Origin of the sequence: Actinoplanes sp. NPDC049548 (assembly GCF_040676695.1) — a bacterium.
Taxonomy (GTDB): domain Bacteria; phylum Actinomycetota; class Actinomycetes; order Mycobacteriales; family Micromonosporaceae; genus Actinoplanes.
Genome location: NZ_JBFAPM010000011.1, coordinates 206,728 through 222,506 on the forward strand (window position 1 = coordinate 206,728; position 15,779 = coordinate 222,506).

Sequence of the window (15,779 nt, forward strand, 5' to 3'; positions counted from 1 at the left end):
GCCGCTCAGTCGCCGGTGCGGCGCTGCCTCAAATACGCCAGGACCGCCTCGCGCGTGGTGCGCACGCCGAACAGGGCGCGCGCTTCGGCGATCCTGCGGTTGGCGGTGCGCAGCGACAGGAACTCCGCGGCCGCCGCGGCGGCGATGGTGTCCCCGGCGGCGAGGCGGTCGAGCAGGGCCCGCTGTTCGGGCACGAGCTCGGCCAGCGCGTCGCCGGCGTCGGCGGGTGCCGCGTTCTGGTTGCCGGGGCCGAGCTGCACCGTGCCGAGGCGGCTGAGGTCGTCGACGAGAGCGCGGCCGGTGGCGCTGTCGACGTCGCAGACGGCCACGATGCCCGCCCCGCGGGCCGCCGCGAGCACGGCCAGCTGCAGGGTGTCCCGGTCGCCGATGCGCCCGTGCAGCACGAGCCGTTCGGTGGTGACGTCCCAGGTGGAGCTCGGCAGGGCGAACCCCTCCCGGACGGTCCAGCCCTCGCGCGCCAGGCGGCGCACCACGGTGTCGGCGTCGGCGCCGGAGGCGACGACGTGGCGGGGCGCGTCGGGCTGTCGGGTCACCGGCCGTCCTCCAGCTGGGTGAGGGCCAGCGCCGCGGCTTCGGTACGCGTGCGCGCCCCGAGCTTGCGCATCCCCGAGCGGATGTGGGTGTCGACCGTCTCCGCCGAGATGCCGAGCTGGCCGGCGATCCGGCGGGTCGGTTCGCCGGCCGCGACCAGGCGCAGCACGTCGGTCTCCCGGCGGGTCAGGTTGCTGCCGGAGCGGGGACTGCGGGTGTCGCGGTGCACGTGGTGGCGGCGCAGCCCGCGGCGGGCCCGGCCGGCGAGGACCACCAGGCCGGCCTCGTCGGCGAGGTGCTCGGCCTGCAGCAGGGCGGTGACGGCGCGCTGCGGGTCCGGGTCGTGCAGTCCGGCGGCGAGCAGGCAGCGGATCTGTTCGCGGCGGGCGGTGCCGGCCCAGGACTCGGCGGCCGCGGTGAAGCCGGTGCCGGTCGCCCACGCGGTCAGGGTGCGGCGGGCCGCGGTGGGCAGCCCGGCCGGGATGGCCGGTGCGGCGCCGTCGATGTCGAACGCCGACGCGTACGCCGACCGCGCCCCCGCCCCGCCGTCGTACGCGGCCCAGCGGGCGGTGATGTGGTGCAGCCCGGTGAGCAGCCCCACCCCGGGGGTGGCGGGCTGGTGCGCGGCCCGGTCGGGCTGGCCGTCGAGCCAGGCGGCCTCGCGGGCCACCCACGCGGTCGCCGGGTGCCCGTCCGGGGTCGCGAGCCGGCCCCGGGCGGCGGCCAGCAGCCCGGTGTCGGCCTCGACCAGGGCGGTGGCGGCGACCGCGTAGGCCCGGGCGTCGGCGGGCAGGGCCCGGTCGGCGAGGTCGGCGCTGTGCCGCACCGCGTCGTCGGCGGTGCCGCCGCCAGGCGCGGAGGTGCCGGCGGCGCCGGTCGCGGGTGCGGCGGCGGACAGGCCCTGCAGCACGTCCGCCCAGTCGGCGACCGCCAGGAACCGCGTCTGCCAGCTGTACGCCAGGTCTGCCGCGCACGCCGCGGCTGCGGTCCGGGCCGCCGCGGCGGCTTCGGCGAGGCGTCCGTCGGCGCTCAGGTGCTCGACCAGCAGCCAGGCGCTCCACCGGCCGGTGAGCGGGTCGGCGCCCTCGGCCGCCGCCGCGGCCAGTTCCCGTTCCCAGCCTGGGGCCCGGTGGGCCGCGCGTACCGCGGCGAGCGCGGCGGCCACCCCGGGCGGAGGCGACGGGTAGCGGGCGGCGATCTTCTCCGCGGTGTCGAGGGCGGCGGCCGCGTCGCCGGCCAGGTCGGCCAGGAGCAGGATGCGGTCGCGGGCCGCCACGACGGTGGCGCCGGCCGCGTCCGGGATGGGGGTGACGGCGGCACGCGCGGCCACCGGATCGCCCGCCTGCAGCAGGGCCTCGCCGCGCAGGACGTCGGCTTCGACGCCGAGCGGGCCGGCGGCGGTCAGGACCCGGGCGGCGGCGTGCGGGCGGCCCGCGGCCAGCAACGCGTCCGCGGCGGCGATCCGCACCCGGGCGACCGGGTTGACCCCCGGCAGGTGGCAGGCGAACAGCAGCAGGTCGGCGCGGTCGCCGCCGGAGGTGCGGTCGGCGGCGCTCAGGGCCCTGCGGTACGCCTGCTCATGGTCGCCGGCGGCGGCGAGGTGGCGGGCCGCCTCGGCGTCCGGCGTCGCGGTCGCCAGCACGCGGTGCAGCTCGGCGCGGGCGTCGGCGTCGAGCAGCCCGGCGGCCGTCTCGGCGATGTACGCCGACACCGGCACCACCTCGTCGCCGCTCTGCACGACGAGCCCGGCCTCGGTCAGGGCCGCCGCCCCGGCGCCGAGCAGCGCCACCGGGGCGGGCCGGCCGAGCAGGCCGAGGGCGGCCAGGGCGGTACGCGCGGTGCGGGGCAGGTCCGCCAGGGCGGTGGCGATCGCGTACGCGACCTGGTCGACGTCGGTGTCCGGGGTGCCGCGGCCGGCACCGGCCTGCCGGGCGAGGGCCGTGACCGCCAGCGGGTTGCCGCCGGCGCGGGCCACGACGGCCGCGACGGCGGCGTCGTCGAGCTGCCCGGCGGTGCGGCGTGCCAGGTCGGCGGCGTCCTGCGGGTCGAGCGGCGCGATGTCCAGCCACGCCGTCGCCGCCTCGCGCAGGGCCGCCAGCGTGTCCGCGGGGATCCGGTGCGGGGTACGCAGCGCCGCCACCACCCGGATCCGCGTGGCCAGGTGCGGCAGCGCCGCCAGGGTGGCGGGGTCGGCGTACTGCAGGTCGTCGAGGACCAGCAGCCCGGTGCGGACCCGGGAGCGGACGGCCTCGGCGAGCAGGGGCACGTCGTGGGCGGGCAGGCGGGCCTTCACGGCACGCGACAGCGCGAGCGCGGGCACGGTGGCGAGCATGGCGAGGCCGCCGCCGGCGTGCACGGGCCCGGCGGCGGTGGCGGCGACGCGGCGCAGCAGGGTGGTGCGCCCGGCGCCGGGCGCTCCGGTGAGCACGACGAGGCCGGGGCGGCGCAGGTGTGCGGCAGCGAGCCCGGCCAGGTCCTGCTGTGACACACACGCCCCCATCCCGCTGCGCCCCCCTGCAGCGTCCCTTGGCACGAACACGGGATCCTCCGGCGGACCCATGTCCGTAGTCTGTGCTGCGGCAGGCGGTTCCGCCCTGCCCACAAGGGGAAGGACAGCCACCTTTGTCTGCGTTGACGGCCGCGGTCAGCACATTCTCGCCGAATGTGTGCTCGGCTGACGAGTCATGACCGTCGGTCCGCTGTCCGCACGGGTGGCTACCCTCTGCGACGACATCCTCGCGCGGGTCGGCCCGGAGGCCGCTGGCCAGGTACGACACGTCCGCCAGCGCCTCGCCGAGCCGTTACGCGTCGCTATCGCCGGGCGGTTGAAAGCCGGAAAGTCGACACTCGTCAACGCGTTGATCGGGCGGCGGGTCGCGCCCACGGCGGCCGGTGAGTGCACCCGGGTGGTCACCCGGTTCCGGTACGGCGCGGCCGACCGCGTCGACGTGGTGACCCGCGACGGCGCCCGCTCGAGCCTGCCGCTGGGCGACGACGGGATGATCCCGCAGCGTCTCGGGGTCGCCGCTGCCCGGGTCGCGTACGTGGATGTGACCTTGACCAGTGAGAAGCTGCGCGACCTGACGGTGGTCGACACCCCGGGGCTGGCCTCGACCGACACGCGGGTGTCCGCCCGTGCCGCCGCGGAGCTGGGCGAGCCGACCGCGCCGTTCGACGCTGACATCGACGCGGACTCCGCTTCCGAGGTCGCCGCGGCCGAGGCGGTCGTGTACGTGTTCACCCAGGCGGTACGCGCCGACGACGTGCAGGCCCTGGAGGCGTTCCGGGCGGCGTCGGCGCGGCTGGCCAGCAGCCCGATCAACGCGCTGGGCGTGTTCGGCAAGGTCGACACCCTGGTGGGCGGGGCCGCGGACCCGTGGCCGGTCGCCGGTCCGCTCGCCGAGCAGCAGGCGGCGCTGCTCGCCCGTACCGTGTCCGAGGTCGTGCCGGTCGTGGGCTTGCTCGCCGAGACCGGGGAGGCCGGGCGGCTCACCGCGGCCGACTGCGCCGCGCTGAAGGAGCTGGCCGGGTTGCCGGCCGGCGAGCTGCGGGTGCTGCTGGCCTCCGTCGACCTGTTCCGCGGCCGGCCCGCCCCGGTCTCCGCCGAGCGCCGGGAGCGGCTGCTGAGCCTGCTCGACCTGTACGGCATCGGCTTCGCCCTGGCGCAGCTGGGCGCCGAACCGCAGCTGGGCACCGGGGAGCTGGTGCGGCGGCTGGTGGCGGCCTCCGGCTTCCCGCGGCTGCGGCACACCCTGGAGCAGACCCTGCGGTGGCGTGCCGACGCGATCAAGGCGGGCTGGGCGTTGTCGCGGCTGGAACGCGTCGCCGGGCACAGCGGTGACCGCCGGGACCGCGAGACCCTGCGCGACGTGACCGAGCAGCTGCTGCGCGAGCCCGCCTACCACCGGCTGCGCCTGCTGGAGGTGGCGCAGCGGGTCGCGACCGGCAAGGTGGAGCTGCCGGTGGCGTGGGAGCAGGAGCTGACCCGGCTGGCGACCTCCGACGACGCCCGGTGGGTGCTGGGGCGCCCGCACGCCGGGGCCGACGAGCTCGCCGCCGCGGCGGTCGAGGCCGCGAACCGCTGGCGGGTGTACGCGGTCGCCGGTGCCGGGCCGGCCCAGTCGCGGGTGGCCCAGGTCGCCCACCGGGGCTTCCACCTGCTGGCCCAGGCGATCCGCGAGGAGGCCCGCCGATGAACCGGGACCTCGCCCAGGGCCTCGACACCGCGGTGCGTGACGCGCTGGCCGCGGTGCGCGCCGCCGACCCGGACGCGGGCGCGGAGCTGGCCGAGCTGCGCCGCCGCCGGCTCACCCGCCCGTCGGTGGTGCTGGTCGGCGAGACCAAGCGGGGCAAGAGCTCCCTGATCAACGCGCTGCTGGGTGTGCCGGGGCTGTCGCCCGTCGACGCCGCCGTGGCCACGGCCACGTACCTGCACTTCTCCCCCGGCGCGGCGGCCGGCGCGGTCGCGTACGTGCCGGGGATGGCCGAGCCGGTCGAGGTGGGCCTGCGCGAGCTCGGCGCGTGGGCCACCGGGCGCAGCGGTGGGCGCGCGCCACGGCGCATCGAGGTGACCCATCCGGCGCCGCTGCTGCAGTACGTGAGCCTGCTCGACACGCCGGGCGTGGGCGGCCTGGACCCGGCGCACGCCACCGTCGCGCTGGACGCGGTGGAGCGGGCGACCGCGCTGCTGTTCGTCGCCGACGCGTCCGCGCCGCTGTCGCAGCCGGAGCTGGAGTTCCTGGTGGCCGCCAGCGAGCGGGTGGACACGGTGGTGTTCGCCCTGACGAAGGTGGACGCGTTCGGAGGGTGGCGGCGCATCGCCGAGGACAACCGGGCGCTGCTGCGCGTGCGCGCACCGCGCTTCGCCGACGCGCCGTGGTTCCCGGTGTCGGCGCGGCTGGCGGAGCTGGCCCTCGACCTGCCGGCGTCGGAGCAGGCCGCGCTGGTTGAGGCCTCGCACATCGCCGAGCTGCAGCACGCCCTGGTGGAGCTGGCGGGGCGCGGGCATCAGCTGCAGCTGGCCAACGTGCTGCGCGCCGCCCGCGCCGAGCTGGCCCGCCTCGAGCAGGCCGCCGAGGCGCGGGTGCAGGCCGCGGAGGCCGATCCGGCGCAGACCGCCCGGGTACGCGCCGAGCGCAGCGCCCTGGCCGCCCGCAAACGCACCGAGTCGCGGCAGTGGGCGCTGCTGCTGAACACCGAGACCCAGCGGGCCCGCGTGGAGGTCGTCGGCCTGCTGCGCACCCGGATCGCCGAGCTGCAGGCCGACGTCGGGGCGCGCATCGACCGGCTGCGCGGCGACGGCCTGGCGGGGCTGCCCGACCAGGTGGACGCCGAGCTGCAGGCGGTGGCCGTACGGCTGTCGGAGGATCTGCGGGCGACGTTCCGCCAGGTCGGTGAGCGGGTCCTGGCGCAGGTCTTCGACGACGAGGAGCTCGCCGGGATGCTGGACCGGCTCAACGCCACGCTGCGCCACGCCCTGGCGGCCGGTCCGCCCCGCGACGGTGCCGGCGACAACCTGCTCATCGCCCTGTCGGCCGGTGGGATCGCGTTCATGGCCGGCCGCGGCGCGATGTTCGGCGCGTCGGTGCTGGGTGTGGGCGGCGCGGTCGCCGGGGGCCTGCTGGTCCCGGTGGCGGGCCTGGGTCTGGGCCTGGCCGCCGGCGGGTACGTGCTGTACCGCCGGCGGGTGCAGACCGACCGGCAGCAGGCCCGTGCGTGGCTGCGCGACGTGCTCGCCGAGGCGCGCGCGGCGCTGCAGGACGAGATCTCCTACCGCTTCAGCGACCTGCAGTACGCGCTGGGTGTCGCCGTCGACGACGCGGTCGAGCGGCGGCTGCGCGAGCTGGACGCGCACATCGCCGAGATCGACGCGGCCGCCGCGGAGGACGCTGCGGGCCGTGCCCGGCGCCGCGCCGGGGCGAACGCCGAGCTGCAGCAGTTCCGGTCCCACCTCCGCAACGTCGACGAGGTCCTCACCCGGGCACGGGCCCTGGCGCCCGCACCGGCATACGGTCAGGAGAACGCATGAGCGACGAGTACGGCTGGCCGGACTTCCACGACCCCGGCCACCACGACGACCCCGGCCACCACGCCGACGACACCGGCGCGGCGCACGACGACCTGTCGCCGGAGCCGGACCCGTTCCACGAGGACCTGTACGCCGGCCACGACCTCGGCGACGACCTGGGCGGGCACGACGACCTCGGCGTCCACGACCACCACGGCGGCCACGACGACGGCGGCTGGGACGACGACCACGCCGAGCCGGGCACCGGCCACGACGACGTCGCCGCACACGAGGTCGTCGACGTCACCGACGGGCACGGCATGGGCCCGGTGGGCGCCGACCCGGACGCCGTCGAGCCCGGCGACGAGGTGGTCAGCCTGTTCCCGCCGGTCGTCGACGTCGGGCCGCTGCCCGAGCCGGTCGACGGGTTCCCGTGGATCGACACGGGCAGCCTGGGCCTGGTCGACCCGGCGGCCGTGCACGCCGCCGCCGTGCCCGTCGACCCGCAGGAGCTGGCCGCGTACGCCGCCGAGGATCTGCCGCCGGGTGTGGACCCGTGGGCGGCGCTGGCGGACTCCGAGGACCCGGCCACCGGCGCGCTGGCCCGATGGTGGAGTGAAAACAGCTGACGAGGTGACATCATCTGCGCCCATGACCGTCACCACCGCGCCGCAGAGCTCCGGGCGTGAACGCACCGGCTGGTATTTCTACGACTGGGCCAACTCGGCGTTCTCCACCACCGTCATCACGGTGTTCCTGGGCCCGTTCCTGACCTCGGTCACCGAGCAGGCCGCCGGCTGTGCGCTGGGCGCCGACGAGTGTGACGGGCGGGTGCATCCGCTGGGCATCAGCGTCGCCGCCGGGTCCTACTACCCGTACCTGGTGTCGCTGTCGGTGCTGCTGACGGTGTTCGTGCTGCCGGTGATGGGTGCGGTCGCCGACCGCGCCGACCGCAAGAAGCCGCTGCTGGCCACGGCCGCGTTCATCGGCGCCGGGGCGACGGTCGCGATGGCGTTCGTGACCGGTGAGCGGTACCTGCTGGGCGGGGTGCTGTTCATCGTCGCCAACGTGGCGTTCGGCGCGTCGGTGGTCGTCTACAACTCGTTCCTGCCGCGGCTGGCCGGGCCGGACGAGCGGGACAAGGTGTCGAGCCGCGGGTGGGCCCTGGGCTACTTCGGTGGCGGTGTCCTGCTGCTGCTCAACCTGCTGGTGGTCAACGCGCTCAGCGTCGAGGACGACCCGCAGCGCACGCTCGACCTGGCCCGCTGGTGCATCGTGTCGGCCGGCGTGTGGTGGGCGGCGTTCACGCTGCTGCCGCTGCGGTGGTTGCGTGAGCACCCGGGCGAGGTCGCCGCGGCGCCGGGCGGCAACGTGCTCACCGACGGGTTCCGGCAGCTCGGGCACACGGTGCGCAGCTTGAAGGCGTACCCGTTGACGTTGTTCTTCCTGGGCGCCTATCTGATCTACAACGACGGCATCCAGACCGTGATCGCCTTGGCGAGCCAGTTCGGCACCGAGGAGCTGCACCTGGACACGCCCACGCTGATCCAGACGATCCTCATCGTGCAGTTCCTGGCGTTCGGCGGCGCGCTGCTGCTCGGGGCGCTGGCCGCGCGGATCGGCGCGCGCCGCACGGTGCTGATCGCCCTGGCGCTGTGGCTGCTGGTCATCCTCGCCGCGTTCTGGCTGCCGGAGGGCGAACCGGTGCCGTTCATGCTGCTCGGTGTCGGCATCGGCCTGGTGATGGGCGGCAGCCAGGCGCTGAGCCGTTCCCTGTTCAGCCAGCTCATCCCGCAGGGCCGCGAGGGCGAGTACTACGGCTTCTACGAGATCAGCGACAAGGGCACCAGCTGGCTGGGCCCGCTCGCGTTCGGGCTGGTGTTCCAGCTGACGAACTCGTACCGGATCGGCATCGTGTCGCTGGTGGTGTTCTTCGTGGTCGGTGGCATCCTGCTGGCGATGGTGCCGATGCGCCGGGCCATCGAGGCCGCCGGCAACACCCCGCCGCGGCTGCTGTGAGCCGGGAGGGACCGCACGTGGACATCGTGATCGACCCGGGCTCGGCGGTGCCGCCCTACGAGCAGGTCCGGCTGCGGATCGCGGCGCTGGCCGCGGACGGGGTGCTGGCAGCGGGCACGCGGCTGCCGCCGGTGCGGCAGCTGGCCGCCGAGCTGGGCCTGGCGGTGAACACGGTCGCCCGCGCCTACCGCGAGCTGGAGCAGGCCGGTCTGGTGGAGACCCACGGCCGGGCGGGCACGCTGATCACCTCGGCGGCGGCCGGGACTCCGGTCGCGGCCCGAAGAGCCGCCCAACGGTACGCGGACGAGACAAAATCCCTCGGACTGACACCGGAAGCGGCCTTGGCGCTGGTCGAGGCCGTTCTCCGCCGTCCGGGCTGACGTCGTGGTCCAGCGCCCGCGGGTGCCGGACCACGACACGGCGCGACGGTCAGGCCCGCTCACACAGCGACGGGGCCGTGAAGTCCGTGCTGCTCTGCCAGCTGCCGCCCGGGAAGTCGGTCCAGACGGCGATGTAGGTGAGGTGAGCGCCCGCGCTGTCACCAGGGATGCGCTGGATGGCGTGCGCGGTGGCGCCGCCCTGCGGCGACGGCAGGGAGGTGAGGGCGGCCTCGGCCGGGGTCGACTGCATCAGGATGAGCAGCGCGGTGGTGTCCGACTGGTTCGTGATGGCCCAGTCGACGACCCACTCGCCGGTGCCGGTGTCACAGGTGCCGGAGACCTCGGTCGTGAACGTCCGGGCGGCGGCGGCCTGGGCGGGGGCGGCCTGGGCGGTGGCGGCGGCCGACAGGGCGGTCACGGCGCCGAGGACGGCGGCGGCGATGATGCGAAGCTTCATGGGGTCCTTTCGGATCGGATCGGACAGACGCCGGAAAAGGTAGACGGCTCCGGCGAACCATGCGCAACGCTGAAATGAACGTCACACCGGGCGTTATCCGCCGCAGGGAACGTCTCCGCAGGTCCCACCCGGCCCCGTCGCCCGCGAGGCGCTGCACCAACGGGCATCCCCTTCTGCCCTTTATGCCTCGGCGAAGTCCTGCTGCCCGATGACGGCGAGCAGCTGCAGCTTCTCGTAGCCCTCGCTGCCCGGCGGGGCGGTCAGCACGAGTAGCGCCTGCGCCTGGTCCTCGGTGAACAGCACCTGGCAGTCCACCTCGATCGCGCCGAGCTCGGGATGCAGCAGCACCTTGTGGTCGTGGAAGCGCTGGCCCACCTCGTGACGCTCCCACAACGCCGCGAACTCGGCGCTGACCTTCTGCAGCGCCCGCACCAGCTCACCGGCGCGCGAGCGTGGCCCCATCGAGCCGTACGCGGCCCGCAGGTTCGCCACCTGGGCCCGGCTCTGCCGCTCGCGGTCGTACTCGGGGTAGCACAGGCGCTCCTCGGGCCGGGTGAACCAGCGGTGGATGCCGCTGCGGTCCCAGCCGGTGTCGGCGGAGCGGTCGCCGAACAAACGCCGCGGCCATCCTGTTCTGCACCAGCGTCTCGGCCAGGTTGGACAGGATGAGCGCGGGGGTGTCGCTGAGCCGGTCGAGCACCCGCAGCAGCGCCGGCGACACGTGCGCGGCGGTCGACACCGGCGTGGGAGCGTTACGCCCGGCGACCTGGAACAGGTAGTCGCGCTCGCCGCTGCTCAGCCGCAACGCGATCGCCAGTGCGCTCAGCATCTGCTCACTGGGCTGCGGGCCGCGCTGCTGCTCCAGCCGCGTGTAGTAGTCGGTCGACATCGCGGCCAGCGTCGCCACCTCCTCGCGGCGCAGGCCCGGGGCGCGGCGGCGGGCGCCGGCGGGCAACCCGACGTCGCCCGGGCGCAGGGCTTCGCGGCGGCGGCGCAGGAAGTCGGCGAGGGCGGCACGGTCCATGCGCCCCAGTATCGCCGAGCGTCACCGCGCAACCAGGGATCGCGGATCCCCCGATAAGTGATCTCTGCCGGACCCGCGGCGGCCCGGCCAGACTTCCCGGCATGAACATTTCCGGGAACACCGTCTTCATCCCCGGCGCGACCAGCGGCATCGGTCTGGCCCTCGCGCTGCAGCTGCAGGCCCGCGGCAACACCGTCATCGTGGGCGGGCGCCGCACCGAGCTGCTGGAGCGCATCGCCGCCGAGCACCCCGGCATCGACACCGTGCAGATCGACACCGCCGACGCCGCGTCCGTACGCGCCGCCGCCGAGCGGGTGCTGGCCCGGCACCCGCAGCTCAACGTCCTGGTCACGATGGCCGGCATCATGCGGGTCGAGGACTGGCACAAGCCGGAGACCTTCCTGGCCTCGGCCGAGGAGATCGTCACCACCAACGTGCTGGGCCCGATCCGGCTGATCGCCGCGTTCGTCGCCCACCTGCAGGCTCAGCCCGACGCCACCATCGTCACCGTCTCCTCGGGCCTGGCGTTCGTACCGCTGAAGGTCACGCCCAGCTACAACGCGTCGAAGGCCGCCATCCACATGCTCAGCGAGTCGATCCGGTTGCAGCTGGCCGACACATCGGTACGCGTGGTCGAGCTGGAACCGCCGTCGGTACGCACGGCGCTGCTGCCCGGCCAGGAGTCCAACGACCTCGCCATGCCGCTCGACGAGTTCGTCACCGAGGTCGTCGGCCTGCTCGAGTCCCAGCCCGACGCCACCGAGATCCAGGTGGAACAGGTCAAGTTCCTGCGCTATGCCGAGGCCCGCGGCGACTACGACCAGGTCGTCGCGACCATCAACGCCGCCGACCCGCACGGTAAGTGATCCGCAATGACCGGCAGGTCCTCGCGGTCACCGGCGTCCGCACCGCTGGGCCGGCCGGTCAGCCGCCGATGCCGGCCGCTTTGCAGGCGGTGGCGTACTGTCCCGCGCACAGCGACCCGGGGGTGACGAACCCGTCGGCGATGACCGTGGTGGCGATGGTGTCTCGGGTGACCGCGACAGGGTCGAGCAGGAACGACGGGACCTGACCGGCTTTGTTGTCGACGGTGGCCGGGGCCTTCGGGTGCTGACCGCGCAGCAGGTCGTTGGCGAGCTCGGCCGCCTTCTCCGCTTCGGGCCGGATCGCCTTGTACACCGTCATGTACTGCTCGCCGGCCAGGATGCGCTGCAGGGCGCCGGTCTCGGCGTCCTGGCCGGTGACCGGGACGTCGCCGAGCCCGGCGGCGTGCATCGCGGCGATGGCCCCGCCGGCGGTGCCGTCGTTGGCCGCGTACACCCCGATGATCTTCTGGCCGTCCAGCTGGGCGAGGGTCCTGGCGGTCCACGCCTTGGCGTTGTCGGGGTTCCAGTCGATGGTGTCGTACTCGCCGGCGATGCTGACTTTGCCGTCCAGGACGGCGTGGGCGCCCTGCTTGAACAGCGTCGCGTTGTTGTCCGTCGGCGAGCCGTTGATCCACAGGATCTTGCCGCTGCCGGCGTCGGCGCCGAGCGCGTCGAGCAGCGCCGTGGCCTGCAGGCTTCCGACCTTGGCGTTGTCGAACGAGATGTAGTAGTCGACGGGCACGCCCAGCACGAGCCGGTCGTAGGAGATGACCGGCACCTTCTTGGCCTTGGCCAGCGTGACGATCTCGCCGGCGGCGACGCTGTCCACGGGTGTCAGGACGAGCACCTCGGCGCCCTTGTCGAGGGCGTCCTTGGCCTGTTGCAGCTGTTTGGCCGCGTCCTGCTCGGCGTTGCGGTAGTCGACCGTGCAGCCGGGGCACAGCTCCTTGAGCTTCTGCGCGAAGTACGGCTGGTCCGCCGCCTCGTACCGGCTGGCGGCCACCTCGGGCAGCAGCAACGCCACCCGGGCTTGCGGTCCGGGCACCTTCAGGGCGGTGGTCGCTTCCGAGCTGCCGGTGAGGCCGCAGCCGGCGAGGACGAGGGACAGCGTCAGCCCCATGCCGGCCAGGCGCGCGGCGGCGGTGGTGAGGACACGCATCGGGAACTCCGGTTTCGATCGGGTCGGGGTGGTCGGCACGGCGGGTCAGCTGCGGAACTGCGAGACGACGGTATGCATCTCGGCGGCCATGCGGGCCAGGTCCTGCACCGCCTGCACGGTGCTGCCGACGCCTTCCTGGGTGGTTTCGGTGGCACTGGCGACACCGCCGACCGTGTCGGCGATCTCGCTGGACCCCACGGCGGCCTGGGCGATGCTGCGGCTGATCTCGTCGGTGGTCGCGGCCTGTTCCTCGATCGCCGCGGCGATCGTGCCCTGCAGGTCGCTGACCTGCGCGATGACGGCACTGATCCGCTCGATGCTGGTCACCGCGGCGTCGGTGTCACCCTGGATGGCCTTGACGCGACGGTTGATGTCCTCGGTGGCTTTCGCGGTCTCCTGCGCGAGGTCCTTGACCTCCGCGGCCACGACCGCGAAGCCCTTGCCGTACTCCCCGGCGCGGGCTGCCTCGATGGTGGCGTTGAGGGCGAGCAGGTTGGTCTGCTCGGCGATCGCGGTGATCACGTCCACGACCTCACCGATCTCGGTGGACGACGTGCCGAGTTTGCCGATCGTGGTGGTCGCCGCGGCCGCGGCGGTCGCCGCCTCGGCCGCCACCGTCGCCGCTTGGGTCGAGCTGCGGGAGATCTCCTCGATCGAGATGCCCATCTCCTCGGTACCGGCGGCCACCGACCCGATGTGCGAGCTGACCTGCGCGGCCGACCCGGCGACCCGCCCGGCGCGCCGGTTGGCGTCGACCGCGCTCGCACCGATCTGCGTCCCGATGGCGTTCAGCTCCTCGGTCGCCGCGGCCAGCGAGGACGCGTTCTCGCCGAGTGCACGGACGGCGTCGCGGGTGCGGGCGTTGGCGACCGAGAGGTCGCGGGCCATCTGCCCCACCTCGTCGCGGGAGTCGATCGTGACCTGCGCGGTCAGGTCGCCCGCGGCGACAGCGGCCAGGACGGCACGCATCCGCTGGATCGGCTTGGCGATGGTGGCTGCCATGACCCGGCTGAGCAGGAAGGCCACCACCAGACCGGCCACCAGCGCGATGATCATGAGGTTCCGGGCGGTGTGGTAGGTGTTGTCGGCCGACTCGGCGGCCTTCTGACCGTTCGTCTGCTCGAAGGTCTGCAGCTCGGCAAGCGCCTTCATCGCGTTGTCGCTGATGATCTGCCCGTCGCCGAGGTACGCCTGCTGGAAGTCGGCGGTCTGCTTGCCGGCGATCAGGGGCACCAGCCGGTGATCGCGGACGTTGCGGTAGGCGCCCCACCAGATCTCGAACTTGGCGAGCCGGTCCAGCTGCGTCACGGTGGTCGCGGTGGTCCGGTAGGCCGCGACCTCCTGGTCCAGGCGCTTGTCGGTGGCAGCGATGTCGTCGCTGAACGACTTGGCGGCGACCGGGCCGTTGGACAGCGCCAGGTTCGCCAGGTCGTTCTGCACCTTCAGCGCCGCCGAGTTGATCGCGGCCAGATGCGCCGACGGTTGCAGGTTGCGCGAGTACAGCTCGTCGGCCCGGCTGTTGACCTGTCCGAGCCCGGCGACGCCGACGCCGAGCACGGCCGCGCTGATCGCGCAGCACACCGCGACCAGGACCAGAAGCTTGCGCCGTACCGGCAGGTCCGTCAGCCACTTCGCCGGCGACAGCCGTCCGCGAGGTGGCTGCCCCACCGGCTTCGTCGTCCCCCGTGCCTTTGCCACCTGTTGCCTCCTCGACCCGCGGCTATGCGGTGTCTCACCGTCGTTGTCCCAATCGGCCGGATGGCCGGATCGCTGAACGCCGGTGATGCAGCTCCTCCGGGCGCGGGCACCCTCGTCGGGGCGGGAGGCAGGCTCATGCCGCGGCAGGTGGGTCAGGGTGGTGATGATTCGACGGTGATCGCCCCGGCGGGGCACATCATGACGGCGCGCTGCAGCAGTTCGTCGGGCTGTCCCTGGGCGTCCGGGTCGGTGACCACGACCAGGCCCTCGTCGTCGTCCTGGTCGAAGACCTGCGGCAGGGTCATCACACAGTTGCCGGCGCCGATGCACACCTCGCGGTCGGCGCGGACCCGGGGGCTCACCAGGTCACCGGCAGCTCGGCCAGCCCGTACACGATCGACAGGTCGCGTTTGGGCAGGTGGGCGGGGTCGGCGGCGACGCGCAGGCCGGGCAGGCGGCGGGCGAGGCGGGCCAGGGCGATGCGCAGCTCGGCGCGGGCCAGCGGCTGGCCGATGCACTGGTGCACGCCGAAGCCGAACGCCAGGTGCTGATGCGCCTGCCGGTACGGGTCGAACTGCGCGCCGTCGCCGAACACGTCGTCGTCGCGGTTGGCCAGCGACAGCAGGGCGGTGGCGGGTTCCCCGGCGCGGATCAGCCGGCCGCCGATCTCCACGTCGCGGACCGCCTGGCGGGGCAGCCCGGTCCGCACGATCGTCAGGTAGCGCAGCAGCTCCTCGACGATCCCGTCGACGGTCTCGTCGTCGCCGGTCGCCAGCCGCTGCCACACGTCCGGGCGGCGCAGCAGCAACAGCACGCTGAGCCCGATCATGTTGGCGGTGGTCTCGTGCCCGGCGATGAGCAGCAGCACCGCCATCCCGACGAGCTCGCCGACCTCCAGCTCGCCGGTGCGGACCCGTTCGCTGATCAGCCGGCCGAGCAGGTCGTCGCCGGGCTCGGGGGCGGCGCGTTTCGACTCGATCAGGCCCCCGAGGTACGCGCGCAGCCCGGTGGCGGCGTCGCGCACGCGCAGCGGGTCGGCGCCCTCGTCCAGCATGACCGAGCTGCACTGCTGGAAGAAGGCGTGGTCGGCGTACGGGACGCCGAGCAGGTGGCAGATCACCAGCGACGGCACCGGCAGCGCGAACGTGGCGACGAGGTCCGCGGGCGGCCCGGCCTCCTGGAGGGCGTCGAGCGCGTCGTCGACGACCGTGCCGATGAGCGGCTCGATCCGCCGTACGTTCTTGATCATGAACTCGGCGGTGAGCATCTTGCGCAGCCGCAGGTGCGCCTGGCCGTCCATCCGGATGAACGTGCCCTGGCTGTTGCGCTCGGTCTGCGGGGGCAGGGGCCGCAGCAGCGGGAACCCGGGCCGGCTCATGTCGGCGCTGAACGCGTCGGAGCGCAGCATCTGCTTGACGTCGGCGTGCCGCGTCACCAGCCACGTCCAGCCTCCGGTGGGCAGCCGTACCCGGGTGACGGGCCCGTCGAGGGTGCGCCGGTCGGCGGCGGTCACCGGGGTGAACGGGTCGTCGTCGGGGCTGCGGAACGGGAACAGCGGAAGGCGGTCGGTCAGCACGTCGGCCACAGCGGCGCTCCTCATACGTAGCAGGGCGTACT

General features: G+C 74.3%; 13 protein-coding genes and 1 pseudogene. 6 read left to right on the forward strand and 8 right to left on the reverse strand.

The window, feature by feature from the left end:
• Positions 1-5: 5 nt before the first annotated feature.
• Both AB0J80_RS22665 and AB0J80_RS22670 read right to left on the reverse strand, forming a co-directional pair.
• A complete protein-coding gene (locus AB0J80_RS22665; protein ID WP_364708037.1) occupies positions 6-554 on the reverse strand; it encodes a LuxR family transcriptional regulator in 549 nt (182 codons plus the stop codon).
• On the reverse strand, positions 551-3,040 hold the full coding sequence (locus AB0J80_RS22670; RefSeq protein ID WP_364708039.1) for a LuxR C-terminal-related transcriptional regulator: 2,490 nt from the start codon (positions 3,038-3,040) through the stop codon (positions 551-553). Before AB0J80_RS22670 ends, AB0J80_RS22665 begins: the two co-directional genes overlap by 4 nt.
• Before the next feature lie 196 nt (positions 3,041-3,236).
• On the opposite strand from AB0J80_RS22670, the gene AB0J80_RS22675 reads away from it, so the two are divergent.
• From AB0J80_RS22675 to AB0J80_RS22695, 5 genes are read left to right on the forward strand one after another with little or no spacing between them, the layout of a single operon-like run.
• Positions 3,237-4,748 (forward strand): dynamin family protein, encoded by a 1,512-nt coding sequence (locus AB0J80_RS22675; protein WP_364708042.1) that lies wholly within the window; start codon positions 3,237-3,239, stop codon positions 4,746-4,748.
• On the forward strand, positions 4,745-6,580 hold the full coding sequence (locus tag AB0J80_RS22680) for a dynamin family protein (protein ID WP_364708045.1): 1,836 nt from the start codon (positions 4,745-4,747) through the stop codon (positions 6,578-6,580). The genes AB0J80_RS22675 and AB0J80_RS22680 overlap by 4 nt, the downstream gene beginning before the upstream one ends.
• The gene (locus AB0J80_RS22685; protein WP_364708047.1) at positions 6,577-7,188 is read left to right on the forward strand and encodes a hypothetical protein; all 612 of its coding nucleotides are present in this window, start codon (positions 6,577-6,579) and stop codon (positions 7,186-7,188) included. Before AB0J80_RS22680 ends, AB0J80_RS22685 begins: the two co-directional genes overlap by 4 nt.
• Before the next feature lie 4 nt (positions 7,189-7,192).
• Positions 7,193-8,578: an MFS transporter gene (locus tag AB0J80_RS22690; RefSeq protein WP_364708050.1), complete on the forward strand. Its 1,386-nt coding sequence runs from the start codon at positions 7,193-7,195 to the stop codon at positions 8,576-8,578.
• A gap of 17 nt (positions 8,579-8,595) precedes the next feature.
• Positions 8,596-8,958, forward strand: coding sequence for a GntR family transcriptional regulator (locus tag AB0J80_RS22695; protein WP_364708052.1), 363 nt, complete (start codon positions 8,596-8,598; stop codon positions 8,956-8,958).
• Between the two features lie 49 nt (positions 8,959-9,007).
• On the opposite strand, the gene AB0J80_RS22700 is transcribed toward AB0J80_RS22695, so the two are convergent.
• Entirely contained in the window at positions 9,008-9,415 is a 408-nt protein-coding gene (locus AB0J80_RS22700; RefSeq protein ID WP_364708055.1) for a hypothetical protein, read from the reverse strand.
• A 180-nt stretch (positions 9,416-9,595) separates the two neighbouring features.
• Positions 9,596-10,439: pseudogene (locus AB0J80_RS22705) on the reverse strand (helix-turn-helix transcriptional regulator).
• Between the two features lie 101 nt (positions 10,440-10,540).
• Here AB0J80_RS22705 and AB0J80_RS22710 point away from each other — a divergent pair.
• Positions 10,541-11,305, forward strand: coding sequence for an SDR family NAD(P)-dependent oxidoreductase (locus AB0J80_RS22710; protein ID WP_364708057.1), 765 nt, complete (start codon positions 10,541-10,543; stop codon positions 11,303-11,305).
• Positions 11,306-11,363: 58 nt separating this feature from the next.
• On the opposite strand, the gene AB0J80_RS22715 is transcribed toward AB0J80_RS22710, so the two are convergent.
• The 4 genes from AB0J80_RS22715 to AB0J80_RS22730 form a co-directional block, all read right to left on the reverse strand.
• On the reverse strand, positions 11,364-12,464 hold the full coding sequence (locus AB0J80_RS22715) for a substrate-binding domain-containing protein (protein ID WP_364708060.1): 1,101 nt from the start codon (positions 12,462-12,464) through the stop codon (positions 11,364-11,366).
• Positions 12,465-12,509: 45 nt separating this feature from the next.
• The gene (locus tag AB0J80_RS22720; RefSeq protein ID WP_364708063.1) at positions 12,510-14,162 is read right to left on the reverse strand and encodes a methyl-accepting chemotaxis protein; all 1,653 of its coding nucleotides are present in this window, start codon (positions 14,160-14,162) and stop codon (positions 12,510-12,512) included.
• 152 nt (positions 14,163-14,314) lie between these two features.
• Positions 14,315-14,524 (reverse strand): ferredoxin, encoded by a 210-nt coding sequence (locus AB0J80_RS22725; protein ID WP_364708065.1) that lies wholly within the window; start codon positions 14,522-14,524, stop codon positions 14,315-14,317.
• A complete protein-coding gene (locus AB0J80_RS22730; RefSeq protein WP_364708068.1) occupies positions 14,521-15,747 on the reverse strand; it encodes a cytochrome P450 in 1,227 nt (408 codons plus the stop codon). The genes AB0J80_RS22725 and AB0J80_RS22730 overlap by 4 nt, the downstream gene beginning before the upstream one ends.
• Between the last annotated feature and the right edge of the window lie 32 nt (positions 15,748-15,779).

What these genes read in the sequence shown, in the direction of transcription:
- AB0J80_RS22675 (WP_364708042.1), top strand. Translation starts at nt 3,237, where the DNA reads ATGACCGTCGGTCCGCTGTCCGCACGGGTGGCTACCCTCTGCGACGAC.
- AB0J80_RS22680 (WP_364708045.1), top strand. Translation starts at nt 4,745, where the DNA reads ATGAACCGGGACCTCGCCCAGGGCCTCGACACCGCGGTGCGTGACGCG.
- AB0J80_RS22685 (WP_364708047.1), top strand. Translation starts at nt 6,577, where the DNA reads ATGAGCGACGAGTACGGCTGGCCGGACTTCCACGACCCCGGCCACCAC.
- AB0J80_RS22700 (WP_364708055.1), bottom strand. Translation starts at nt 9,415, where the DNA reads ATGAAGCTTCGCATCATCGCCGCCGCCGTCCTCGGCGCCGTGACCGCC.
- AB0J80_RS22710 (WP_364708057.1), top strand. Translation starts at nt 10,541, where the DNA reads ATGAACATTTCCGGGAACACCGTCTTCATCCCCGGCGCGACCAGCGGC.
- AB0J80_RS22715 (WP_364708060.1), bottom strand. Translation starts at nt 12,464, where the DNA reads ATGCGTGTCCTCACCACCGCCGCCGCGCGCCTGGCCGGCATGGGGCTG.